Origin of the sequence: Streptomyces sp. NBC_00440 (genome assembly GCF_036014215.1) — a bacterium.
Lineage (GTDB): Bacteria > Actinomycetota > Actinomycetes > Streptomycetales > Streptomycetaceae > Streptomyces.
Genome location: NZ_CP107921.1, coordinates 3,142,623 through 3,164,995, shown reverse-complemented (window position 1 = coordinate 3,164,995; position 22,373 = coordinate 3,142,623). Strand labels below are relative to the sequence as shown.

The 22,373-nt window shown below is 71.3% G+C and carries 17 protein-coding genes; 9 read left to right on the top strand and 8 right to left on the bottom strand.

Annotated features, from left to right (window positions below):
- Positions 1-126 precede the first annotated feature (126 nt).
- Complete coding sequence (locus OHB13_RS14110) at positions 127-969, bottom strand: hypothetical protein (RefSeq protein WP_443062999.1); 843 nt, start codon at positions 967-969, stop codon at positions 127-129.
- A 152-nt stretch (positions 970-1,121) separates the two neighbouring features.
- Here OHB13_RS14110 and OHB13_RS14105 point away from each other — a divergent pair, with 152 nt between their 5' ends.
- Positions 1,122-2,441 (top strand): sensor histidine kinase, encoded by a 1,320-nt coding sequence (locus OHB13_RS14105; RefSeq protein ID WP_266856213.1) that lies wholly within the window; start codon positions 1,122-1,124, stop codon positions 2,439-2,441.
- Positions 2,442-2,501: 60 nt separating this feature from the next.
- Here OHB13_RS14105 and OHB13_RS14100 read toward each other — a convergent pair whose 3' ends face one another.
- A complete protein-coding gene (locus OHB13_RS14100; protein ID WP_266856215.1) occupies positions 2,502-3,020 on the bottom strand; it encodes an SUKH-3 domain-containing protein in 519 nt (172 codons plus the stop codon).
- 10 nt (positions 3,021-3,030) lie between these two features.
- Complete coding sequence (locus OHB13_RS14095) at positions 3,031-3,591, bottom strand: YwqJ-related putative deaminase (protein ID WP_266856217.1); 561 nt, start codon at positions 3,589-3,591, stop codon at positions 3,031-3,033.
- Positions 3,592-3,854: 263 nt separating this feature from the next.
- Here OHB13_RS14095 and OHB13_RS14090 point away from each other — a divergent pair, with 263 nt between their 5' ends.
- The 3 genes from OHB13_RS14090 to OHB13_RS14080 all read left to right on the top strand — a co-directional run bounded on the left by OHB13_RS14090 (position 3,855) and on the right by OHB13_RS14080 (position 8,930).
- The gene (locus tag OHB13_RS14090; RefSeq protein WP_266856219.1) at positions 3,855-4,838 is read left to right on the top strand and encodes an SMI1/KNR4 family protein; all 984 of its coding nucleotides are present in this window, start codon (positions 3,855-3,857) and stop codon (positions 4,836-4,838) included.
- A 7-nt stretch (positions 4,839-4,845) separates the two neighbouring features.
- The gene (locus OHB13_RS14085) at positions 4,846-7,641 is read left to right on the top strand and encodes an SUKH-4 family immunity protein (RefSeq protein ID WP_328377323.1); all 2,796 of its coding nucleotides are present in this window, start codon (positions 4,846-4,848) and stop codon (positions 7,639-7,641) included.
- A 392-nt stretch (positions 7,642-8,033) separates the two neighbouring features.
- On the top strand, positions 8,034-8,930 hold the full coding sequence (locus OHB13_RS14080) for a cellulose-binding protein (protein WP_328377322.1): 897 nt from the start codon (positions 8,034-8,036) through the stop codon (positions 8,928-8,930).
- Between the two features lie 58 nt (positions 8,931-8,988).
- Here the strand turns inward: OHB13_RS14080 and OHB13_RS14075 are convergent, their stop codons facing one another.
- Together OHB13_RS14075 and OHB13_RS14070 are read right to left on the bottom strand one after the other, a co-directional pair.
- Positions 8,989-9,132 (bottom strand): hypothetical protein, encoded by a 144-nt coding sequence (locus tag OHB13_RS14075; RefSeq protein WP_328377321.1) that lies wholly within the window; start codon positions 9,130-9,132, stop codon positions 8,989-8,991.
- On the bottom strand, positions 9,132-9,272 hold the full coding sequence (locus OHB13_RS14070) for a hypothetical protein (RefSeq protein ID WP_328377320.1): 141 nt from the start codon (positions 9,270-9,272) through the stop codon (positions 9,132-9,134). The genes OHB13_RS14075 and OHB13_RS14070 overlap by 1 nt, the downstream gene beginning before the upstream one ends.
- Before the next feature lie 349 nt (positions 9,273-9,621).
- Between OHB13_RS14070 and OHB13_RS14065 the strand changes: the two genes are divergently transcribed.
- Both OHB13_RS14065 and OHB13_RS14060 read left to right on the top strand, forming a co-directional pair.
- Positions 9,622-10,410, top strand: coding sequence for an ABC transporter ATP-binding protein (locus tag OHB13_RS14065; RefSeq protein WP_328377319.1), 789 nt, complete (start codon positions 9,622-9,624; stop codon positions 10,408-10,410).
- Positions 10,407-12,980: an ABC transporter permease gene (locus OHB13_RS14060; RefSeq protein WP_328377318.1), complete on the top strand. Its 2,574-nt coding sequence runs from the start codon at positions 10,407-10,409 to the stop codon at positions 12,978-12,980. Before OHB13_RS14065 ends, OHB13_RS14060 begins: the two co-directional genes overlap by 4 nt.
- 187 nt (positions 12,981-13,167) lie before the next feature.
- On the opposite strand, the gene OHB13_RS14055 is transcribed toward OHB13_RS14060, so the two are convergent.
- Together OHB13_RS14055 and OHB13_RS14050 are read right to left on the bottom strand one after the other, a co-directional pair.
- Positions 13,168-13,614, bottom strand: coding sequence for a hypothetical protein (locus OHB13_RS14055; RefSeq protein WP_328377317.1), 447 nt, complete (start codon positions 13,612-13,614; stop codon positions 13,168-13,170).
- Positions 13,607-14,098: a SigE family RNA polymerase sigma factor gene (locus OHB13_RS14050; protein WP_328377316.1), complete on the bottom strand. Its 492-nt coding sequence runs from the start codon at positions 14,096-14,098 to the stop codon at positions 13,607-13,609. The genes OHB13_RS14055 and OHB13_RS14050 overlap by 8 nt, the downstream gene beginning before the upstream one ends.
- 291 nt (positions 14,099-14,389) lie before the next feature.
- Between OHB13_RS14050 and mfd the strand changes: the two genes are divergently transcribed.
- The 3 genes from mfd (at position 14,390) to OHB13_RS14035 (ending at position 21,121) form a co-directional block, all read left to right on the top strand.
- On the top strand, positions 14,390-17,929 hold the full coding sequence (gene mfd / locus OHB13_RS14045) for a transcription-repair coupling factor (protein ID WP_328377315.1): 3,540 nt from the start codon (positions 14,390-14,392) through the stop codon (positions 17,927-17,929).
- A gap of 155 nt (positions 17,930-18,084) precedes the next feature.
- Positions 18,085-20,385: an MMPL family transporter gene (locus OHB13_RS14040; RefSeq protein WP_328377314.1), complete on the top strand. Its 2,301-nt coding sequence runs from the start codon at positions 18,085-18,087 to the stop codon at positions 20,383-20,385.
- A gap of 52 nt (positions 20,386-20,437) precedes the next feature.
- Positions 20,438-21,121 (top strand): HNH endonuclease family protein, encoded by a 684-nt coding sequence (locus OHB13_RS14035; RefSeq protein WP_328377313.1) that lies wholly within the window; start codon positions 20,438-20,440, stop codon positions 21,119-21,121.
- A gap of 55 nt (positions 21,122-21,176) precedes the next feature.
- On the opposite strand, the gene OHB13_RS14030 is transcribed toward OHB13_RS14035, so the two are convergent.
- Positions 21,177-22,337, bottom strand: a complete 1,161-nt coding sequence (locus OHB13_RS14030) for an MFS transporter (protein ID WP_266861012.1) — start codon at positions 22,335-22,337, stop codon at positions 21,177-21,179.
- Positions 22,338-22,373 lie beyond the last annotated feature (36 nt).

The following is a 22,373-nucleotide window of genomic DNA, read 5'->3' as shown; positions in this document are numbered from 1 at the left end:
CAAGCCCCGCGTTGCCGCTCCCCCACCAGGATTTGAACCTGGACATACGAGACCAAAACTCGCAGTGCTGCCTGATTACACCATGGGGGAATATATCGAGCTAAACCGGACATCGGGTCGGGTCGCTCAATTGCCATCCAACACTATGCCGTACCACCAGCCCTCGATGCGACGGTATAGGTCAGCGCTTTGGTTCACGCGGACCATCAGGCGGCCCTGATAATGCTCACCGATGTTCTTGCGGTTGGTCAGCGGGTTGTGCTTCTTGATGCTCGTCTTGCCGAACGAGCCGATCCCGCCCACCACATCGGCCCAGTACCGCTCGGCTGCGGAGGTGTCGGCCGTCTCGTGAATGTGTACGTGGAACTTCAGGTTGTCCGGATCGACTTTCAGCAGGCGCAGCCACGCGAGGAAGACCTTGATCATGTGGGGGTCGCTGTTGATGAAGACCACCCGCTCCTGGGGTCGATGAGGCTTGCTCTTGGTCCCTTCTGCCCAGTAGAGCGCGGTCCCCACAATCATTAGCTCCCGTTCGGACAGGGTGCCGATTTCCTCCGTGGCGGCTCGCTTGGTCCGCCGGCGCTCCACCTCGCGCCGCTGGAGCGTGACCTCCCAGCCGCGCTTCGCGATCGCCGACGCGTCCTCGCGGGTGCGTCGCGGTGGCTTCGGCAGATCCCGTACCCACAGCGAGATCGAACTCTTCGAGCACCCCAGCTCCACCTGTATCTGGTCGTACGTCATGCCCTGCCGTCGGAGTTCGCGGGCCTCTGCCCGCAGGTCGTCCTTCGCGTTCGGGCGCCTGGTCCAGTCAGGGGCGGGCTCGCCGTCCAGCAGGCGGTTCAGGATGTCGTTGTTGTCGACGAAGAGCCGGTCGCGGATCTGGCGGCGGCTGAGCCCCTCGCGGCGCAGCGCGATGGCCTGTTCGCGCAGTCCTTCGAAGTCGGAGTACTTGCTGTTTTTGTTGCGGATACCGGTCACAGAATCAGCATCGTCCGGAATGCGGACGTCTGGTTCGAATGTCTGCTCGATTCACTGGATCGAGTGATCCGGGCGTATTGCGCGTAACCTCCCACATCGAAATTCGTGGGGCAGGGGGTGCGCCCGCCCGTACGCTGGTTGCCATGACCGCAACGGGGGCGCACGACGCCACGGCCACGGGGCTGACCGCCCGTGGCTGGTGGTGGTGGGAACGGCGGCGCAGTGCCGTGCTGGATGTGGGGCTGGGTGTTGTCTCGGCTCTTGAGTGTGCGTTGGAGGGTGTCGATTTCTCCGGGCAGGCCGGGCTTCCCGTGCCGTTCGGGGTGGTGTTCGGGCTGTTGGCCGGATTCGTACTGGTGCTTCGGCGGCGGTGGCCGATCGCGGTGGTGCTGGTGTCGATCGCCACCACGCCCGCCCAGATGGGTTTCCTGATGGGCATCGTCGGGCTCTACACGCTCGCCGCGTCCGATGTGCCGCGTCGGCTGACCGGTGCGCTGACGGTGATGGCGACGCTCGGCACGCTCATCGTGACGTTCGTGCGGCTGCGGCACGGCATGGGGGCCGAGGACGGCAGTCCGGGATCGCAGTTCGTCGTGCTCGGATCCGTCTTCATGTCGCTGGGGCTGACGGCCCCGCCCGTGCTGCTGGGGCTGTACACCGGGGCGCGCCGCCGGCTCATGGAGAGTCTGCGGGAGCGGGCGGACAGTCTGGAGCGTGAGCTGTCGCTGCTGGCGGACCGGGCCGAGGAGCGGGCCGAGTGGGCGCGTACGGAGGAGCGGACGCGGATCGCGCGGGAGATGCACGATGTGGTCGCGCACCGGGTGAGTCTGATGGTGGTGCATGCGGCGGCTCTGCAGGCGGTGGCGTTGAAGGATCCGGCGAAGGCGTCGAAGAACGCGGCGCTGGTGGGGGACATGGGGCGGCAGGCGCTGACCGAGTTGCGGGAGATGCTCGGGGTGCTGCGTTCCGGTGAGCCGGTGAGGGCTCCGGCGGCGGTGCCGCTGGCGGCGGTCGGGGTGGCTGCTGCGGCGGCTGCTGCGGCAGCGGTGGAGGACGGGCCGTGCCTGGATGAGCTGGATGTGCTCGTGGGGCAGTCGCGGGCGGCGGGGATGGTGGTGGAGCTGCTGGTGGAGGGTGTGGCCGGACCGTACGACGCGCTGGTGGAGCAGACGGCGTACCGGGTGGTGCAGGAGGCGCTGACGAATGTGCACAAGCACGCTGCCGGGGCGAAGACCCGGGTGCGGCTGGCGCATCGGACAGCCGAGGTCGCTCTGCAGATCGAGAACGGTCCTTCGGACGCGGGTGCGGCCGATGCGGGGCTGCCCAGCGGGGGGAACGGGCTGCTGGGGATGCGGGAGCGGGTGACCGCGCTGGGCGGGGTGTTCGTGTCGGGGCCCACGGAGGCCGGGGGGTTCCGGGTGTCGGCGGTGTTGCCGGAGCAGCGGCCGGCCGGACAGAGCTGAGCTGACCGGACCTCACCGGACCTGACCTGACCTGACGGGGGCCCTCTGTCGCCGCTTCCGTTACCCCGAGCCCAGTCTGACTGCCTGGAGTCCGGTGATGAGGGTGACGAGGCCCTGGTCGATGTCGTGGCCGAGGTACCAGTCGCCGGTGTGGTCGATGCTGTAGATGCGGCCTTCGGAGTCGATGGCGAGCAGTGCCCGGCCGTCTCCTTCGTCGCCGAGCGGGGCGATCTCGGTGTCGAGTGCGCGGCCCAGGTCGGCGAGGGTGCGGGCGAGGTGCAGGCCGCTGAGCGGGTCGATCAGGACCGGGGCGGGTGCTGTCTGGCGGCCGGGTGCGGGGCCGGTGATGCGCAGTCCGCCGAATTCGGCCCAGGCTTCGACGGCCGCGGGGAAGACCGCGTGCTGGTGGCCGGCGGGTGAGACGTGGGCGCGCAGGGTGTCGGCCCACTGTTCGGCGCCCCGGATGTCCCAGCGGCCGGGCAGCCAGCCCGCTTCGCGCAGCGCGGCGTCCACGGTGTCGGGGAAGCGGGTGCTGGGGACGGCGGGTGCGTCCGGCGCGTCCTGCGGGTGCGGCGGCATCGGCGGTGGTTCAGCCCTTCTCGGTGGTGGGGTCGACTGCGCGTACGCCGAAGTGGGCGAGCATCGCCGTACAGGAGCGGCAGGGCGGTGCGTAGCTGCCGTGGAGGGGGTCGCCGTCCTCGCGGATGTGGCGGGCGGTGACTTTGGCGTGTTTGAGGGTGCGGCGGGCTTCGCCGTTGGTGAGGGGTTTGCGGGAGGCCCGTTTGGAGCGGGTGCCTTCTACGGCGGTGAGGTGGCGGGAGAGCAGGATCGCTTCGGGGCAGCGTCCGGTGAATCGTTCGCGCTGGCCGCTGGTGAGGGTGGTGAGGAAGTCGTGGACCAGCGGGTGGAGTGTGGGGGGCTGGTCGGCCTTGCCCGCGGTGGAGGTGAGGGTGTCGGCGCCGCGGACGGAGAGTGCCGCGGCGACTGTGGGGAGGATGCCGTCTCTGCGGTGGAGGAGTTCGGGCGGGCGGGTTTCCGTACTGCTCCAGCGCAGACGTGGGTCGCCGGCCGGCCCGGTCTGCGGTGACGGCGCTCCGGTCTGCGGTGACGGCACTGTGTGTGGTGTGTGCGGTGTCTGTGCGGTGTGCATGGTTGTGCTGCCCCTCCCACCCCCGCGGCGGCTGCCGCCGGTGTTGCGCCCCCGTGTTGCGGGGTCAGCCTGCCAAATGGGGCGCCGGGTGGGGAAGCTGGGGCCTGTGATCGGCGTGGTGTGTCGGCTGCGGGTCACTCGAACGTGACCGTCCGTTACGTCGGTGCGCGGGGTGCCCGACAGTGCGGTGACGGGGCGGGACCGCCTCTTGCACCACCGCATAGGCTGTCGTTCCACGCCATTCGCAGCAGGGGGCAACCGCCATGACGACAGGTCGGCTCGGGCAGCAAGCCGCGCCACCGAACGCGGCTTATGCCGGGCAGCTCGTGAGCTTCCCGGACCCGGTCCGGGCCGCGCGCCACCCCCGTGGGGTGCGGGTGGACGGGAACGGCTTCCCGGATTTCTCGCCGTACGCGCGCGCGGCCGCGGAGATCGCGGAACCCCCGGAGGGGTTCGGCGTCGACGAGTTGCGGCTGACGGACTATGTGTCGGCCAATGCCGCGCTGGCGGCCTCGGGGCACGAGCTGTGGGACACGATCCCGGCCGTTGCCACGCCGCACGGCTGGACCTGGCACCACGTGCCCGGTGCGCGCCGTCTGGAACTCGTACCGGTCGAGGTCAAGGCGCTGTTGCGGCATCACGGCGGGCTGGCGACGGCGGCCGTCGACCAGAACAAGCGGGGTACGCGTCCGCTGCAGGACACCCGGCCGGTCCATTTCGGGCTGCCCAGGGGTGCGGTGGCGGTCGGCGAGCAGCTGGTTCTGGCCGCTGAGGAGGATCTCGGGTACCGGCTGCCTGCCGCGTACCGGTCGTTCCTGAAGGCGGCGGGCGGCTGTGCGCCGGTCGGGACCGCGCTGGACGCGGAGTTGGGCCTGCTGGTGGACCAGCCGTTCTTCACGGTGCGCGACGAGGCCGCTGTCAATGACCTGGTGTACGTGAACAAGTGTCTGCGGGACCATCTGACGAAGGACTATCTGGGCGTGGGTTTCGTCCAGGGCGGGATCGTCGCCGTGAAGGTGAAGGGCGGCGCTGTCGGCACGGTCTGGTTCTGTGCGTACGACGATGCCAGGGACCAGGACGCGTGGCCGCCGGCGGAGCGGGTGGAGCGGTTGCTGCTGCCGTGCGGTGAGGATTTCGATGCGTTCCTGGAGCGGCTCGCGGGGAATCCGCCGGAGCTGGAGACAGTGGCGAACCTGATGGTGGACGGCGGCTTCGCGCAGGCCGTCCCGGTCTCGGCCGAGGGGTGAAGAGCCGATGGTGACCTTTGCGCAGGCGCAGGAGCGCGCGGAAGAGTGGGTCAACGGGGACGTGGCCGCGTATCAGCACCGTGAGGTGCGGGTACGGGAGTTCGACCTCGGTTTCGTGGTGTGGGCGGAGGACCGCGCGGAGGGCCCTTCGGGTGGTGGCGGCCGTCAGAGGCTGGTGATCGCGCGGGACGGCGGTGAGGCGACGCTGTGGCCCGGGCTGCCGGTCGGCGAGGTGGTGCGGCGGTACGAGGAGGAGTACGGGGTGACGGGCGATGCGCCTGCGGCGCCGGAGCCGCCGCAGCGGATCGATCTGAACCAGACGTCGTTCCTGCTGACTCCGCCGGAGTGGCTGCAGGACGCGGCGGACAAGCTGGGGATTCCTGACCGGCGGTCGGGGTCCGGGGCTGGATCCGGGGATGGTGCGGGTGCTGGTGCGCCTGCTGCGGGGGGCAGTTGGGGTACGTCGGGTGGGAGCCCGTCGGCCGGCGGCGGTGCGTCGCCTTCCTGGCCGGGAGCAGGCGCGGGCGTGGGCGCGGGTGCGTCGGCAGGGTCCGACGTGTCCGGTGGTTCCAGTGCGTCCGGTGGTGCCGGCGGGGGCCATGCGCCCGCAGCCGGTGCGGGCGTCCCGGCGGACGGGACCCCGTGGGCCGGGACCGACACCAATGCGGCGCCGGGTGGTCCGGACGGTTCGGTTCCGCTGCCCGGGACCGTGTTCGCGCCGCCGCTGGCCGGTTCGGACGACGAGGGTGCCCCGCCGCCCGGTGTGGCGCCCGAGGCCAAGACGGCGCTGATGTCCGGTGGCAGCGGGCTGCCGAGGACGACCATCGCGCCCGCGCTGAGCGGACCCCAGCAGCAGCCCCAGCCGCCGCAGCAGCCCCAGCCGCCGCAGCAGCCTCAGCCGCCGCAGTTCCCGCAGCCCTCGCCGCTGCCTCAGCAGCCGTCGATGGGGGGTCAGCAGCCGCCGCAGTCGTTGCCGCAGCCCCCGTCGCAGACGCCGCCGGGTCCGGGTGCGCCTCTGCCGCCCGCCGCCGGTCAGGTTCCGGGCCAGGGCCCCGCTGCCGGCCCCGGTGCCGGTGACATCGCCGACGCCGCGACCAGCAAGGCCACCGCGCCCCCGCGGTCGGCGCGAGGCAGTGGTGTGACCACGCCGCCCCCGCCCGGCGCCCCGGGCACCCCGGGTGCGCGGCCCGATGCTGCTCCGCCGCTGCCGCCGGGTGTTCCGGCCGGTGGTTACGTACGTACGCAGCTGGTCTCGCACCTCGGCCCCGAGGGCCCGCAGCCGCCCGGACCGCCCGGTGCGTCCGGTGCCCCGGGTGCGCCGCAGACTCCCGGTCAGCAGCCGCCCGGTCAGCCCGGCGTGCCGCAGCCGCCCGTGCCGCCGACGCCTCCGCCGCCCGGCGGAAGTACCGGTGGGGGCTCCGGTGGCGATGTGCACCAGGCGGCGACGATGCTGGCGGGTCCGAGTCTGGGCGGCCAGGGCAGTCTCGGTGGTCGCGGTCCCGGGGGCCAGGGCGGTCTCGGCGGTGCCAGGCCTGCCGGTCCGCCCGGTGCGCCGCAGCCGCCGGGTCCGCCCGGTGTGCCCGGTGCGGGTGTGCCGCAGCCGCCCGGTCCGCCGGGCCGGCCCGGTCAGGCCGCTCCGCCGACGCCTCCGCCGCCCGGTGGGAGCATCGGTGGCGATGTGCACCACGCGGCCACCATGCTGGCCGGCCCCGGGGGCACGCCGCCGCCCGGCCGGATTCCGCCTCCCGGTCCTGCGCAGCCGCCCGGTCCCGTGCCGCCGCCGCAGGGTGCCGCGTACGGGTATCCGCAGCAGCCCCCCGGTGGGCTGCCGACGGTGGGCCCCGGCTATCAGGCCGTGCTGCGCTACCGCGCGCAGGACGGTTCGGAGCAGCAGCTCATCCGCCGTTCCGCGCCCGGCACCCCGCACCCCGAGTGGCAGATGCTGCACGAGCTGCGGGCCATGAACGTGCCGCCGCAGCAGGTCATCGAGCTGCACACGGAGCTGGAGTCGTGCGAGCTGCCGGGTGGGTACTGTGCGCGGATGATCCGGGAGACCTGGCCGCAGGTCCGGATCACCAGCGTCGCCCCGTACGGCAAGGATCACGCCAGCCGCCAGCAGGGGATGCAGCATCTGCTGACCCATCAGGGCGAGTTGCACCAGGTCGCGGACGGTCCGGCGCGGCCGGCGCCGGTGCGGGCCCCGCTGCCGGCGGTGCAGCCGGCGCCGCCGGTCCCGCCGCAGGGTGTCGCGCACGAACTGGCGCAGGCCTTCGGGCCGCAGGGCGTCTTCCGTTTCGACCAGCGGGCCGTGTCCCGCCAGGGTGTGCCGGAGGCCGTGGCGCAGACGCTGGTGTGGGCGGGGCTGCCGGTCGATTTCGGCCCGTTCTTCTGGGCGCAGGCGGTGCCGGGCCAGCCGGTGCCGACGCTGGCCGAGCTGGCCGCGCAGCGCCAGGTGCAGCCCGCGTCCGACGCGGGGTCGTATCTGGTGATGGGCTCCGACTTCGGGCGGGCGATCTGTGTGCAGTACGGCACGGCGAACATCGTGGCCGTGCCGGTGGAGGCGGGTCCTGGCGGCCGTCCGGTGGCGCCGCAGTTCGTGAACTCCGGGCTGCCCGAGTTCGTACGGTCGCTGGCGCTGCTGGGCCGGATGTGGCGGCTGCGCTTCGGCCTCACCCCGGAGCAGGCCGGCCGGTGGACGGTCGACTTCCAGGCGCAGTTGCTGATGCTGGATCCGGCGGCGCTCGGTTCGCCGGAGAGCTGGTGGTCGGTCCTGCTGGAGCAGATGTGGGACGGGCTGCTCTGACGTAATCCCTGGCACGGCCCCCGCACGCCGGAGGAGGCGCCCGACCGCGAGCCGCGGCCGGGCGCCTCTGCTGTGTGTGCGCACGCGTGGGGTTGCCCGGGGGTCCGTCCGTACGTCAGGTCTGTCCGTACACCAGGTCCGTCCTTACGCCGGGGTCTGTCCGTACGGCGCGGTTTGTCCGTACGCGCGGACCGTCCGTACGCGCGGTCCATGGGGTCCGAAATCAGCCGTCCCGGACGGCGATGCCGACTTCCTGCGCCGAGTGACGCATCCTGGGTGGATGGGATGGGCGGAGTGTCGCGGTATGGGCACTTCGCGATGATCTACCAAGATGTGCGCCGGGACGCGTGGGGCGGCCCGTCGCACGTCGTGTGGGAAGAGGGGCTTGAAGGATGAGTTCAGCAGCGGTGTCACCTCATGGCTTCACGGGCGTGCGGGGTCGTGGGTACCGGCCCGAGCAGGTCGACCGGTTCGTCGCGGAACTCTCGGACGACCGCGACGGTGCCTGGGAGCGCGCGGCGCGGCTGACCGTCCTCACCAAGGAGATGGAGGCCACGTCCGCCGCGCTGGCCGAGCAGGTGGCCGGGCTCGCCCCGCAGACGTACGAGACGTTGGGGGAGCGGGCCCGGACGCTGATCACGCTGGTCACTGAGGAGGCTGCCGGGCTGCGCGGCGAGGCGCTGGCGGTGGCCCAGCAGCTCCATGACGAGGCGGGCGTGGTGGAACGGGGGCTGCGGGACGCGGCGCGGGCGGACGCGGACGCGGCGCTGGCCGCGGCCGAGGCGCACGCCCAGCAGGTGCTGGCGGCCGCGCAGGGCACGTCCGACGAGCTGCGGATCGGTTCGCGCAAGGACGCGAAGCAGTGGCGCGGTGAGGCGCTGGGCGTGCTGCGGGAGATGCGGGAGCGCACGGCGGCTGCGCTGGCGGAGCTGGAGAAGGAGCACGGCGAGCGCGCCGATGCGGCTGAGCGTGAACTGGCCGCCAGGGAGGCCGACTTCGATGCCCGTCATGCGGATCTGATCGCCCGGGCCGAGGCCCGTCTGGCGGAGGCGCGGCGGGCGCTGTCGGTGACGGAGGAGTCGGCGCGGCACGGCCAGGAGGATGCGGAGGCGCAGGCGGCGGAGCTGGTTGCGCACGCCCGGGCCCGCGCGGAGCGCACAGCACGGGAGGCGGATCGGGTCCTGCGCGAGAACGGCGAGGCGCAGGACGAGCTGCGGGCGCACATGTCCCATGTGAGGAGCAGCCTGGCCTCACTGACGGGAAGGGCCCCGGCGACAGAGGGCAGCTGACCGACGGACGGCCCTGCCCTCCCGCCGCGACAGAGGGCAGGGCGGCAGACGCGGCCGGTCAGGGGCGGGTGAAGAGTTCGTCGGCCACGCCGGCCGTCCAGGCCCGGTCCAGCCGGCCGGCGAGCGTGGTGAGGTCCGTGCAGGCGGTGACGCGGGCCCGTGCCGCGGGGGAGACGGCGAGGCCGCGCCGTTCAAGCACCATCAGTACCGCCCCTGCCTGCGCCTCCGCGCGGCCTTCTTCGCGTCCCTCTTCCAGTCCTTCTTCGCGCCCTTCTTCGCGGCCTTCCTCGCGGACCTGCTGCGCGCGGCGAGTCCTGCCCGTCCCCGGGTTGACGTCACCACGTCCCCACCCCCGCAGACGCGTTCCCCGTACACCTTTTCCGGCCGGGTGGCCGCCTCTTGCGTCTCCAGCGGTGTCAGGGTTCAGCCTTCCCTGAGACGCCGTGTTCCCAGGGGTGGAAACCCCCTAGGGGCCGACCCCTGCTTACGGCCGGGGCGCGTTCGTCCGGCCGGAGGAGGTGGCGAGGTGGGCTGGTCCTTAGCGTTTGTTTATGGCCGCCCGCAGTGGTGGGGGTGGGGAAAACCCCAGGGCGGATGCGGCTACGTGCACCAGTGTGCCGCGCACTCCGGATCGACAGACTTCAACCATGCCTGCTGACAAGCAAGGCAAGACCGACATAGGAGACTTACCGTGACAACGGCTGTGACCATTCCCAGGCACGGGGGTACTGGAGGGCGTACGGCCGTTGCCGTGCGAGCGCGGCAGGTCGTCAAGGCGTACGGATCGGGCGAGACCCGGGTCGTCGCGCTCGACCACGTCGATGTGGACATCGCCCGCGGCCAGTTCACCGCGATCATGGGCCCTTCGGGCTCCGGCAAGTCGACGCTGATGCACTGCCTCGCCGGCCTCGACACCGTGAGCAGCGGCCAGATCTATCTGGACGAGACCGAGATCACCGGGCTCAAGGACAAGAAGCTCACCCAGCTGCGCCGGGACCGTATCGGCTTCATCTTCCAGGCGTTCAACCTGCTGCCCACGCTCAACGCCATCGAGAACATCACGCTGCCGATGGACATCGCGGGCCGCAGGCCGGACGCGCAGTGGCTGCGGCAGGTGGTGGAGACCGTCGGGCTCGCGGACCGGCTCAAGCACCGGCCGACGCAGCTCTCCGGCGGTCAGCAGCAGCGGGTCGCCGTGGCGCGTGCCCTGGCCGCGCAGCCCGAGATCATCTTCGGTGACGAGCCGACCGGGAACCTCGACTCCCGTGCGGGGGCCGAGGTGCTGGGCTTCCTGCGCAAGTCGGTCTCCGAGCTGGGCCAGACCATCGTCATGGTCACGCACGACCCGGTGGCCGCCTCGTACGCGGACCGGGTGCTCTACCTCGCGGACGGCAGGATCGTGGACGAGATGTACGGCCCGACGGCCGACCAGGTCCTCGACCGGATGAAGGACTTCGACGCGCGCGGGCGGACGTCATGACCGTCTGGAAGACCTCGATGCGCAACTTCTTCGCGCACAAGGGGCGGATGGCGCTCTCCGCAGTCGCCGTCCTGCTGTCGGTCGGCTTCGTGTGCGGCACGCTCGTCTTCACCGACACCATGAACACCACGTTCGACAAGCTCTTCGCGGCCACCGCGTCGGACGTCACGGTCAGCCCCAAGTCCGTCAAGGGCGCCGACAACAGCACCCAGAACGGCAAGCCGGACTCGCTGCCCGCCTCCGCGGTGCGGCAGGTCGAGAAGGCCGACGGGGTGCGGTCGGCGCAGGGCGGCGTCAGCAGCATGAGCGTGACGGTCGTCAACGGCCACAACAAGGACGTGGGTTCCAGCAACGGCGCCCCGACGATCGCCGGCAACTGGACGCCCAACGAGACCAAGTCGATGGAGATCAGCTCCGGCCACGCGCCGCGCGGTCCCACCGAGGTGATGGTCGACGCGGACACCGCGAAGAAGCACCACCTCAAGCTGGGTGACGAGCTGCGCACGATCACCGTCAGCGGTGACATCAGGGCCCGGATATCCGGTATCGCCACCTTCAAGGTGACCAACCCGGGCGCGGCCGTCGTGTACTTCGACACCGCCACCGCGCAGCACGAACTGCTGGGCGGCCCCGGCCTCTTCACGAACATCTCCGTCAACGCCGAGCCCGGTGTGAGCGATGCCCGGCTGAAGCAGAACGTGGAAGCGGTGCTGCACGGCCCGTACAAGTTCGAGACGCAGAAGGAGAACGCGGACGCCAACCGCTCGGAGGTCGGCTCGTTCCTCGACGTCATGAAGTACGCGATGCTCGGCTTCGCCGGAATCGCCTTCCTCGTCGGCATCTTCCTGATCATCAACACCTTCTCGATGCTGGTCGCCCAGCGCACCCGTGAGATCGGCCTGATGCGGGCGCTCGGTTCCAGCCGCAAGCAGGTCAACCGCTCGGTACTGGTCGAGGCGCTGCTGCTCGGTGTCTTCGGCTCGGTCCTCGGGGTCGGTGCCGGTGTCGGCCTCGCGGTCGGGCTGATGAAGGTGATGAGTTCCGTGGGCATGGACCTGTCCACGGAGGATCTGACGGTCAAGTGGACGACTCCGGTCGTCGGCATGCTGCTCGGTGTCATCGTGACGATCGTCGCCGCGTACGTTCCGGCCCGCCGGGCCGGGAAGATCTCCCCGATGGCCGCGCTGCGGGACTCCGGTATGCCCGCAGACGGCAGCGCCGGCCGGATCAGGGCGGCGATCGGCCTGGTGCTCACCGGAGGCGGTGCGGCGGCGCTGCTCGCCGCGGCCGCCGCGAACAAGTCGGGGCAGGGTTCGCTCTACCTCGGCCTGGGTGTGGTCCTCACGCTCATCGGCTTCGTGGTCATCGGCCCGCTCCTCGCGGGTGTGGTGGTCCGGGGGATCAGCACGGTCGTGCTGCGGATCTTCGGCCCGGTCGGGCGGATGGCCGAGCGCAACGCGCTGCGCAACCCGCGGCGTACGGGAGCGACGGGCGCCGCGCTGATGATCGGGCTCGCGCTGGTGGCCTGTCTCTCGGTCGTCGGCTCGTCGATGGTGGCCTCGGCCACCGATGAGCTCGACAGGTCGGTCGGCGCGGACTTCATCATCCAGAGCGGCAGCGGCCAGCTGATCGTGCCGCAGGCCCAGAAGGCCCTGGAAGCGGCGCCGGGCATCGAGCACGTCACCAACTACAAGGCGGTCGACTCCCGGCTGACCGGGCCCGACGGGAAGAGCGAGGACCAGTCGGTCATCGCGGCCGACCCGACGTACGCACAGGACCTGCGGCGCGAGACCGTCTCGGGTGACCTCTCGGCTGCGTACGGCAAGGACGCCATGTCGGTCGGTGACGCCTACGCCAAGAAGCACCACATCAAGGTCGGCGACACCATGTCCGTCGCGTTCAGGGGCGGCCGGACGGCGAAGCTGAAGATCGCGGCCATCACCTCGGACGACACGAACGTCGACAAGGGCGCGATGTATCTGAACATCACGACGGCCGCGCGGTACGTGCCCGCCGACAGGATGCCGCCGAACGTCATCATGTTCGCCAAGGCCAAGGACGGCCAGGAGAAGGCCGCCTACGCCGGGCTGAAGAAGTCCCTGGCCAAGTACCCGCAGTACAAGGTGCAGGACCAGACCGACTTCAAGCAGGACCTGAAGGACCAGATCGGGCAGCTGCTCAACATCGTCTACGGGCTGCTGGCGCTGGCGATCATCGTCGCGGTGCTCGGTGTGGTGAACACGCTGGCCCTGTCGGTCGTCGAGCGGACCAGGGAGATCGGCCTGATGCGGGCGATCGGCCTCTCGCGCCGGCAGCTGCGCCGGATGATCCGGCTGGAGTCGGTGGTCATCGCGCTCTTCGGTGCGCTGCTCGGTCTGGGGCTCGGGATGGGCTGGGGCACGTCGGCCCAGAAGATCCTCGCCCTGGAGGGCATGGGGGTCCTGGAGATCCCGTGGTCGACGATCATCACGGTCTTCGTCGCCTCGGCGTTCGTGGGCCTGTTCGCCGCCCTGATCCCGGCGTTCCGGGCGGGCCGGATGAACGTACTGAACGCGATCGCGACCGACTGACTGACTGACCGACGCGGTGCGTTTCTGTTCACTCCACGGCTCGGTACGCATGACTGTCCGGGATGACCGGGCCCGCTGACCGGGGGTACGGGGGACGACGGGGGTACGGGGGAAGATCCAGCCCCGGTTGACGCCAGGTGCGTCGGCCGGGGCTGGGTCGTGTCCACCGCCACGAGCGGGCCTGCTGTCACCAGGTGGGCGGGGGCGACCACCCGGGCGTGGTGGCCGGGGCGGTGGGCGTCGTCCCCAGCGTGCTGGCGGGCGTGGCGTCCTCCGATCCGGAGGGTGAGGCCGAGCCGGACCCCATGGACGGGCCCGGGCGCTCGCCGACCGCGGAGTGCCGGGGGCTCGGCGGCGCAGCGGGGAGTGCGGGAGCGCTGGGCTGGAGCTGCAGCACGGCCGCCACGACCCCGCTCGCCAGGACGCACACGGTGCCGGCGGCGGCCGACGCCAGGACCCGGCGCCTGCGTCCGGCGCCCCGCGCCGAGACATACGCGGCCGGTGCGGGGGTGGCTCTCCGGCCCGCCGATTCGGCGGCCTGCTTCATCGCACGGGCGAGGGCGAGGTCGGACCTGTGAGCGGCTGCACGGCCCGGCCCGTTCTCGTACGCGGGCTGGTACTCGGTCTCAGACACCGTGTTCCTCCTCGGAGAGATGCGGCGCGAGCGAGGCGCGGGCGCGGGAGAGATGGGTCTTGACGGTTCCCGCCGATATGCCCGTCTCGGCGGCCACCTGCTCGACGGTGAGGTCGCACACGTAGTGCAGGACCGCCACCCGCCGCTGCCGCTCGGTCAGCTGCCGCAGTGCGGAGACCATGGCCACGGTGCCCGGATCGGGCTCGGGCACCGTCGCGGGGCGGGCGTCGCTGTGGCGGCGCCAGGCCTCGGCGCTCCGGCCCCGCCTGCGCCAGCGGCTCACCGCGAGCCGCCAGGCCACGGTCCGTATCCACGCCTCGGGGCCCGCGTCCCGGTACAGCGCGGAGCGCCGGCCCCAGGCCCGTACGAACGCCTCCTGCACCACGTCCTGGGCCTCATGGAGGTCGCCGGTCATCAGGTAGACCTGTCCCACCAGCTGTTTCGCGGAGTGAGCGTAGAACTCCTCGAACTCCTCGACGGTCATGCGGCTCCCAGGCGTGGACAGATCTCAGACGTGGACGGTCATCGGGCAGGACATCGGACAGGACAGTGGTCAGGACATGGGTCAGGGTCAGCGGGCGGGGCATCGGCAGGGCATCGGACCTGGACGGGTCTCATGGATGAATACGTCGGGGAGGCCGGTCCGGTTGACAGGGGACGCCGACTTCTTCGTGAAGTCGTACGCTGGAGAGCCCCCGGCCCGTAAGACGTGTCGGGCCCTTCGCGTTGCATACCGCACCACCCGCACCACCTCCCCGGACGGAAAGCGTTCTCCATGAGCCTGCACGGTCTGCTCGATGCCGCCATCTCGGACCCCGCGCTCGCCGAAGCGGTGAAGGCCGCGGGCGACGGGCACCGGATGCATGTCGATCTGGTCGGCCCGCCCGCCGCCCGGCCCTTCGCCGTCGCCGCGCTGGCCCGCGAGACCCGCCGTACGGTGCTGGCGGTGACCGCCACCGGCCGCGAGGCCGAGGACCTGGCGGCCGCCCTGCGCTCGCTCTTCCCGGCGGACCAGGAGGACGCGGTGGTGGAGTACCCGTCCTGGGAGACGCTGCCGCACGAGCGGCTCTCGCCCCGGTCCGACACGGTGGGGCGGCGGATCGCGGTGCTGCGCAGGCTGGCGCACCCGCGCTCCGACGACCCGTCCGCCGGTCCGGTCAGCGTGGTCGTCGCGCCGATCAGGTCCGTACTCCAGCCGCAGGTCAAGGGGCTCGGCGATCTGGAGCCCGTCGCACTGCGCCAGGGGGAGTCCGTCGATCTGGGCGAGATCACCGAGGCGCTGGCGGCCGCCGCGTACGCGCGGGTCGAACTGGTCGAGAAGCGCGGCGAGTTCGCCGTCAGGGGCGGCATCCTCGATGTGTTCCCGCCGACCGAGGAGCACCCCCTGCGGGTGGAGTTCTGGGGGGACGAGGTCGAGGAGATCCGTTACTTCAAGGTCGCGGACCAGCGCTCCCTGGAGATCGCCGAGCACGGGCTGTGGGCGCCGCCCTGCCGCGAGCTGCTGCTGACCGACGACGTACGGGAGCGGGCGGCCGCGCTGGCGCTGGCCCACCCCGAGCTGGGCGAGCTGCTCGACAAGATCGCCGAGGGGATCGCCGTCGAGGGCATGGAGTCCCTGGCTCCGGTCCTGGTCGACGACATGGAGCTGCTGATCGATGTGCTCCCCGCCGGTTCGATGGCCGTGGTCTGCGACCCGGAGCGGGTCCGGAGCCGGGCGGCCGACCTGGTGGCGACCTCGCAGGAGTTCCTCCAGGCGTCGTGGGCGGCCACGGCCGGGGGTGGGGACGCGCCGATCGATGTCGGCGCGGCCTCGCTCCGGGGGATCGCCGAGGTCCGCGACCATGCCCGTGAGCTGGGCATGATGTGGTGGGCGGTGAGCCCGTTCGCCGCCGACGAGGACATCGCCGACGACACGATCAAACTGGGGATGCACGCGCCGGAGACGTACCGGGGCGATACCGCGCGGGCCCTCGCCGACACCAAGGGCTGGATCGCCGACGGCTGGCGCACGGTGTATCTCACGGAGGGCCACGGTCCCGCGAGCCGTACGGTCGAGGTCCTGAGCGGCGAGGGCATCGCGGCCCGGCTCGACGCCGACCTGGCCGAGCTGACGCCCTCGGTCGTGCATGTATCGTGCGGCTCCATCGACCACGGGTTCATCGACCCGGCGATCAAGCTCGCGGTGCTCTCCGAGACCGACCTCACCGGCCAGCGCACCACGTCCAAGGACCTGGGCCGGATGCCGGTCAGGCGCCGGAAGTCCATCGACCCGCTGACGCTGGTGACGGGCGACTTCATCGTCCACGAGCAGCACGGCGTGGGCCGCTACATCGAGATGGTGCAGCGCACGGTGCAGGGCGCGACCCGTGAGTATCTGCTCGTCGAGTACGCCCCGGCCAAGCGCGGCCAGCCCGGCGACCGGCTGTACATCCCCACCGACCAGCTGGAGCAGGTCACCAAGTACGTGGGCGGTGAGGCCCCGACGCTGCACCGGCTCGGCGGCTCCGACTGGACGAAGACCAAGGCGCGCGCCAAGAAGGCGGTCAAGGAGATCGCCGGGGACCTCATCAAGCTCTACTCGGCGCGGATGGCGGCGCCCGGCCACTCCTTCGCCCAGGACACCCCCTGGCAGCGCGAGCTGGAGGACGCCTTCCCGTACGTGGAGACGCCCGACCAGCTCTCCACGATCGCCGAGGTCAAGGAGGACATGGAGAAGACGGTCCCGATGGACCGGCTGATCTGTGGCGACGTCGGCTACGGCAAGACCGAGATCGCGGTGCGCGCCGCGTTCAAGGCCGTCCAGGACGGCAAGCAGGTGGCGGTCCTGGTGCCGACGACCCTTCTCGTACAGCAGCACTTCGGCACGTTCACCGAGCGGTACGCGCAGTTCCCTGTGGTCGTCAGGGCGCTGAGCCGGTTCCAGTCGGACACCGAGGCGAAGGCGACCCTGGAGGGGCTGCGGGACGGCTCGGTCGACATGGTCATCGGCACGCACCGGCTCTTCTCGTCGGAGACGAAGTTCAAGGACCTCGGGCTTGTCATCGTGGACGAGGAGCAGCGGTTCGGTGTCGAGCACAAGGAGCAGCTGAAGAAGCTGCGCGCCAACGTCGATGTGCTGACGATGTCCGCGACGCCCATCCCCCGTACGCTCGAAATGGCCGTGACCGGTATCCGCGAGATGTCGACGATCACCACGCCCCCGGAGGAGCGGCACCCGGTGCTGACCTTCGTCGGGCCGTACGAGGAGAAGCAGATCGGCGCGGCCGTCCGCCGTGAACTGCTCCGCGAGGGGCAGGTGTTCTACATCCACAACCGGGTCGACTCGATCGACCGTGCCGCCGCCCGGCTGCGCGAGATCGTCCCGGAGGCGCGCATCCAGACCGCGCACGGGCAGATGGGCGAGAGCGCCCTTGAGCAGGTCGTGGTCGACTTCTGGGAGAAGAAGTTCGACGTGCTGGTGTCCACGACGATCGTGGAGTCCGGTATCGACATCGCGAACGCCAACACGCTGATCGTGGAGCGCGGCGACAACTTCGGCCTCTCCCAGCTGCACCAGCTGCGCGGCCGGGTCGGCCGTGGCCGCGACCGCGGGTACGCGTACTTCCTGTACCCGCCGGAGAAGCCGCTCACCGAGACCGCGCACGAGCGGCTCGCGACGATCGCCCAGCACACCGAGATGGGCGCGGGGATGTACGTCGCGATGAAGGACCTGGAGATCCGCGGCGCGGGCAACATGCTCGGCGGCGAGCAGTCCGGCCATATCGCGGGCGTCGGCTTCGACCTGTACATCCGGATGGTCGGCGAGGCGGTGGCCGACTACCGCACGGCGGTCGACGGGGGAGTCGAGGAGGAACAGCCCCTGGAGGTCAAGATCGAGCTGCCGGTCGACGCGCACGTCCCGCACGAGTACGCGCCCGGTGAGCGGCTGCGCCTCCAGGCCTACCGCTCGATCGCGTCCGCGACCACGGACGAGGACATCAGGGCGGTACGGGAGGAACTCACCGACCGGTACGGCAAGCTGCCCGAGCAGGTCGAGAACCTGCTGCTCGTGGCGGGCCTGCGGATGCTGGCGCGGGCCTGCGGGGTCGGCGAGATCGTCCTCCAGGGCTCCAACATCCGTTTCGCACCGGTGGAACTGAGGGAGTCCCAGGAGCTGCGCCTCAAGCGGCTCTACCCCCGTACGGTCATCAAGGCGGCGGCCCACCAGATCCTGGTCCCGCGCCCGACGGCCGGGAAGATCGGCGGGAAGCCGGTGGTGGGCCGCGAACTCCTGTCGTGGACCGGGGAGTTCCTGGCGTCGATCCTGGGGTCGTGAGGCGGGGCTGCGGCGTTCCGCGCGGCTTTCCACGCGGCGTTCTCCTGTGCGGGAGGCGCGCCCGACAGACGGTCAAACCGGTCATTATGCCCTGAAAAGCTATAATCACCGCATTTGTCTCGGCTGTCGGATCTCCGCACCCTCCAGGGGAACGCATGAGCGCGCAGAACGGTACGGACACGGGAGCGACGGCGGCGCCGGGTGCCGGTGCCCGGGCGGGCCAGCTGTACCGGCTCGGCGCGTGGTGCGCCCGCCACTTCGTCATCGTCATCGTGGCCTGGCTGGTCGCACTCGGCGCGCTGCACGCCCTCCAGGGCAGCTTCGGCGGCACGTACTCGGACGACTTCTCGCTGCCGGGTACGCAGTCGAACAACGGCGCCGAGGTGCTCAGCCGCCACGACCCGGCGGCGGGCGGGATCGGCGCGCAGGTGGTGCTGCACGACGGGCAGAAGGCCCTGACCGGCTTCCAGAGCCAGATCGACCAGACCGTCAGTTCGCTGCAGAAGCTCCCGCACGTCCTGTCGGCGGTGAACCCGCTGCCCGCCTCTTCCTCGTCACCGCCCACCGGTGCGCTGTCGTCCGACGGGAAGACCGGCTACATCACCGTCCGCTTCACCGCCAACCCCACCTCGTTCGGCACGTCGTACCTCCATGGTGTCGACTCCGCGGTGGAGCCGCTGCGGGCCGCGGGCGTCGAGGTCGAGTACGGCGGGCCGCTCGGGGAGCTGGCCCGGCCCAAGGCCACCGATCTGACCAGCGAGGCCATCGGGTTCGCGGTGGCCGTCGTCGTCCTGCTCGTCGGCTTCGGCAGCGTCATCGCCGCGGGGGTGCCGCTGGTCACCGCGCTGATCAGCGTCATCGTCGGGCTGAGCTGTCTGGCGCTGCTCGCCGCCGCGTTCACCTTCGCCAGTGTCTCGCCGACCCTCGCCACGATGATCGGGCTCGGCGTCGGGATCGACTACGCACTGTTCCTGATCACCCGTCACCGGCAGCAGCTCATCGACGGCGCCGACCCGGTCACCGCGGCGGGGCGGGCCGTAGCCACCAGCGGCCGGGCCGTCCTGGTCTCCGGCTGCACGGTCGTCGTCGCGCTGGCCGGGCTGTATGTGTCGCAGGTCGGTTTCATCGGCAAACTCGGGGTCGCGTCCGCCGTCACGGTCGTCACCGCGGTGGCCGGCGCGACCACCCTCGTACCGGCGCTGCTCGGGCTCGCGGGGCGCCGGATCGACCGCTACCGGGTACGGAAGCCGGTCGCCGAGGGCCGCGCCGCGCCGGGCACGGAACCGGCCGCGGGGCCCGCGGGCCGGGGCGGTGACGCTGACGCCCGTGGAGGTGGCGGCTGGCACCGCTACGCGCAGCGTGTCGAGCGCCGGCCGTGGTGGTTCCTGGTGACCGGAGTGGTGATCGCCGGGGTGCTGGCGATTCCGCTGTTCTCCATCCGGCTCGGGCACATCGGGGACGGCGCCGACCCCAGCAGCTTCACCGACCGGCGCGCGTACGACCTGATCGCCACCGGCTTCGGACCCGGCGCCAACGGCCCGCTGACCCTTGTCGTCGACCAGAGCAAGGTGCCGTCGGGCGACCGGTCCGCGCTGTCGGACAGCCTCAAGAAGGCGCTCACCGACGTCCCGGGCGCGGCGAGCGTCAGCAGCCTCACCCCCACGAGCGACGGCCAGGTGCTGACGGGCACCGCGGTCTCCCGCACCTCACCGCAGGACGCCGGGACCAGCACGCTGTTCAAGAACCTCCAGAACACCATCCTGCCCAACGCGGTGGCCGGCACCGCCGCCACGACCTATGTGACCGGCACGACCGCGGCCCAGCAGGACTTCCTCGACATCATCGCCGCCCGGCTCCCGCTCATCATCGCCGTCGTCGTCGCGGTCGCCTTCGTCATCATCCTGGTGGTGTTCCGCGGGCTGTTGGTGGCGCTCAAGGCCGCCGTGCTCAACCTCCTGTCCATCGCGGCGTCCTACGGGGTGGTCGTCGCCGTCTTCCAGTGGGGGTGGGGCGGCCCTTCGCTGGGCGTGCACGGGACGGTGCCGATCGAGAGCTACGTACCGATGATGATGTTCGCCATCGTCTTCGGGCTCTCCATGGACTACGAGGTCTTCCTGCTCGCCCGGGTGCACGAGGCCTGGGTGCGCACCCGCGACAGCAGGGGCAGCGTCGCGCACGGCCTGGAGATCACGGCGCGCGTCATCAGCTGCGCGGCGCTCATCATGGTCAGCGTCTTCGCCGCGTTCATCCTCAGCGACAACATCGTGGTCAAGATGCTCGGCCTCGGACTGGCCGTCAGCGTCCTCATCGACGCGACGGTCGTCCGGCTCCTGCTGGTCCCGGCGGTGATGACTCTGCTCGGCAGGAGCGCGTGGTGGATGCCGGGGTGGCTCGACAAGGTGCTGCCGCACATCGACACCGAGGGCGAGAACCCGGGGGCTGCGGCGGCCCGCTGAGCCGTATCTAGGATTGTGCGGTCCCGCCCCCTATCCATCAGGACGGCTCTCCTTGATACGTACGCGCTCCGCCCTCCCCGCAGTTGTGGCCGTCGCCGCCGCACTCGCCCTCGGCGGCTGCAAGGCCGGCTCCTCCGGTTCGTCCGGCGCTCCCGCCGGGAAGGCGCCGCACGGTTCCGCGCTCGCCGCCGCCGACGCCCTGACCGTCAAGGGGCGCGCGCCCAAGACCGGTTACGCGCGCAAGGAGTTCGGCAGCGCCTGGTCGGACACCGACCACAACCACTGCCCGACGAGGGACGACGTGCTGAAGCGCGATCTGCGCGACGTCCGGTACAAGAGCGGTGACTGCCAGGTCGCTTCGGGAACGCTGGCCAAGGACCCCTACACCGGGACGACCATCACGTTCGTGCGCGGTCACAGCAAGGTCGACATAGACCATGTCGTGGCGCTCTCCGACGCCTGGCAGAAGGGCGCGCAGCAGTGGGACAGGGCCAAGCGGACCGCCCTCGCGAACGATCCGCTGAACCTGCTGGCCGTCGACTCCTCCACCAACCGCAGCAAGGGCGACGGGGATACGGCGACCTGGCTGCCCGCGTACAAGCCGTCGCGGTGCGGCTATGTCGCACGGCAGGTGGCGGTGAAGAAGAAGTACGCGCTGTGGGTGACGAGCGCGGAGAAGAACGCGATGAAGCGGGTCCTCTCCGGCTGCCCGTCCGAGAAACTGCCCACCGGCTGACCCGGCCGCCTGGCTGACGCGGGGGCCGGCTGACGCAACCACCCGGCCCCCGGGGTCAGTTCTCGGCCACCGGCACCCAGCGGATCCGGGTCGCGCACACGGAGACCAGGAGGGCCGCGGCCGCCACGGCGCCCATGCCCCACACCAGGCTGCCGGCGTTCGCGATGAAACCGATCATCGCCGGTCCGGCCAGCAGGCCGACGGTCCCCATCGCGGCGACCAGTGCCAGCGCCTCCGGGCCCTGCCGCGCGGCGGCGACGTACACACAAGGCGTCACGGCCGCCACCCCCAGGCCGACGCAGGCGAACCCGACGAGTGCCGGGACCACGCCGCCGACCAGCAGGGCGACCGCGAGGCCCGCGCCCGCCAGCACGCTGCCGGTCAGCACGATCCGCCCGTCGCCCCAGCGGGTGCGCCAGCCGTCGGCGAAGATCCGGGCCAGCACCATCATGACCGAGACGACGGCGATGCCCAGCGGGGCCACCGAAGCCGCCGCCTTGAGCACGTCCTTCATATAGAGCGCCGACCAGTCGTTCATGGCGCCCTCGGTCACGGTGCCGAACGCCATCGCGCACCCCATCCACAGCGTCATGCGCGACGGTACGGAGAGCCGGCGCCGGGCCGTCTTCTCCGCCGGTTCCTGCCGCTGGTCCTCGGTCAGCAGCCCGGTCTGGGCGAACCCGACCAGCAGGAGCAGGATCACGGCCGCCACACCGAAGTGGACGGCCAGCGACGTGGTCAGCGTGTTCACACCTGACGCCAGCAGCGCCGCGCCCAGCGACCCGGCGCTGAACGTCGCGTGCAGTCTGGCCATGGCCGTACGCCCGTACGCGGTTTCGAGCGCGGCTCCCTGCGCGTTCATCGCCACGTTCAGACAGCCGACGGCGATTCCGTCGCAGCCCACGATGACCACGGCGACCGGGTAGTCGGGCACCGCGGCCAGCGCCAGCAGGAGCAGCCCGAGGCAGAGCGCGGACAGCGACGCGAGGCGGCGGGAGCCCAGGCGTCTCATCAGCACGGTGACGAGCGGGAAGGAGACCGCCGCACCCGCGCCGCAGGCCATCAGCAGCAGGCCCAGTTCCGCCTCGGTCAGATGGAGTTGTGTCTTGAGGGTGGGCAGCCGCGATGCCCAGGTGCCGTACTGGAAGCCCAGGAAGCAGAACAGCGCGGCGATCGCCACCTGCGCCCGGCGGAACGGATCGCGGACGCGGAGCAGGCCGGTCCGGTGCGGTGCGGCTCCGATGTCTTCACG

Excerpts from the sequence above, each read along its gene's own strand:
- OHB13_RS14100 (WP_266856215.1), bottom strand. The coding sequence starts at position 3,020 with ATGCCGCCGCACCCGCAGGACGCGCCGGACGCACCCGCCGTCCCCAGC.
- OHB13_RS14080 (WP_328377322.1), top strand. The coding sequence starts at position 8,034 with ATGAGTTCAGCAGCGGTGTCACCTCATGGCTTCACGGGCGTGCGGGGT.
- OHB13_RS14090 (WP_266856219.1), top strand. The coding sequence starts at position 3,855 with ATGACGACAGGTCGGCTCGGGCAGCAAGCCGCGCCACCGAACGCGGCT.
- OHB13_RS14095 (WP_266856217.1), bottom strand. The coding sequence starts at position 3,591 with ATGCACACCGCACAGACACCGCACACACCACACACAGTGCCGTCACCG.
- OHB13_RS14075 (WP_328377321.1), bottom strand. The coding sequence starts at position 9,132 with ATGGTGCTTGAACGGCGCGGCCTCGCCGTCTCCCCCGCGGCACGGGCC.
- OHB13_RS14060 (WP_328377318.1), top strand. The coding sequence starts at position 10,407 with ATGACCGTCTGGAAGACCTCGATGCGCAACTTCTTCGCGCACAAGGGG.
- OHB13_RS14040 (WP_328377314.1), top strand. The coding sequence starts at position 18,085 with ATGAGCGCGCAGAACGGTACGGACACGGGAGCGACGGCGGCGCCGGGT.
- OHB13_RS14085 (WP_328377323.1), top strand. The coding sequence starts at position 4,846 with ATGGTGACCTTTGCGCAGGCGCAGGAGCGCGCGGAAGAGTGGGTCAAC.
- mfd (WP_328377315.1), top strand. The coding sequence starts at position 14,390 with ATGAGCCTGCACGGTCTGCTCGATGCCGCCATCTCGGACCCCGCGCTC.
- OHB13_RS14105 (WP_266856213.1), top strand. The coding sequence starts at position 1,122 with ATGACCGCAACGGGGGCGCACGACGCCACGGCCACGGGGCTGACCGCC.
- OHB13_RS14050 (WP_328377316.1), bottom strand. The coding sequence starts at position 14,098 with ATGACCGTCGAGGAGTTCGAGGAGTTCTACGCTCACTCCGCGAAACAG.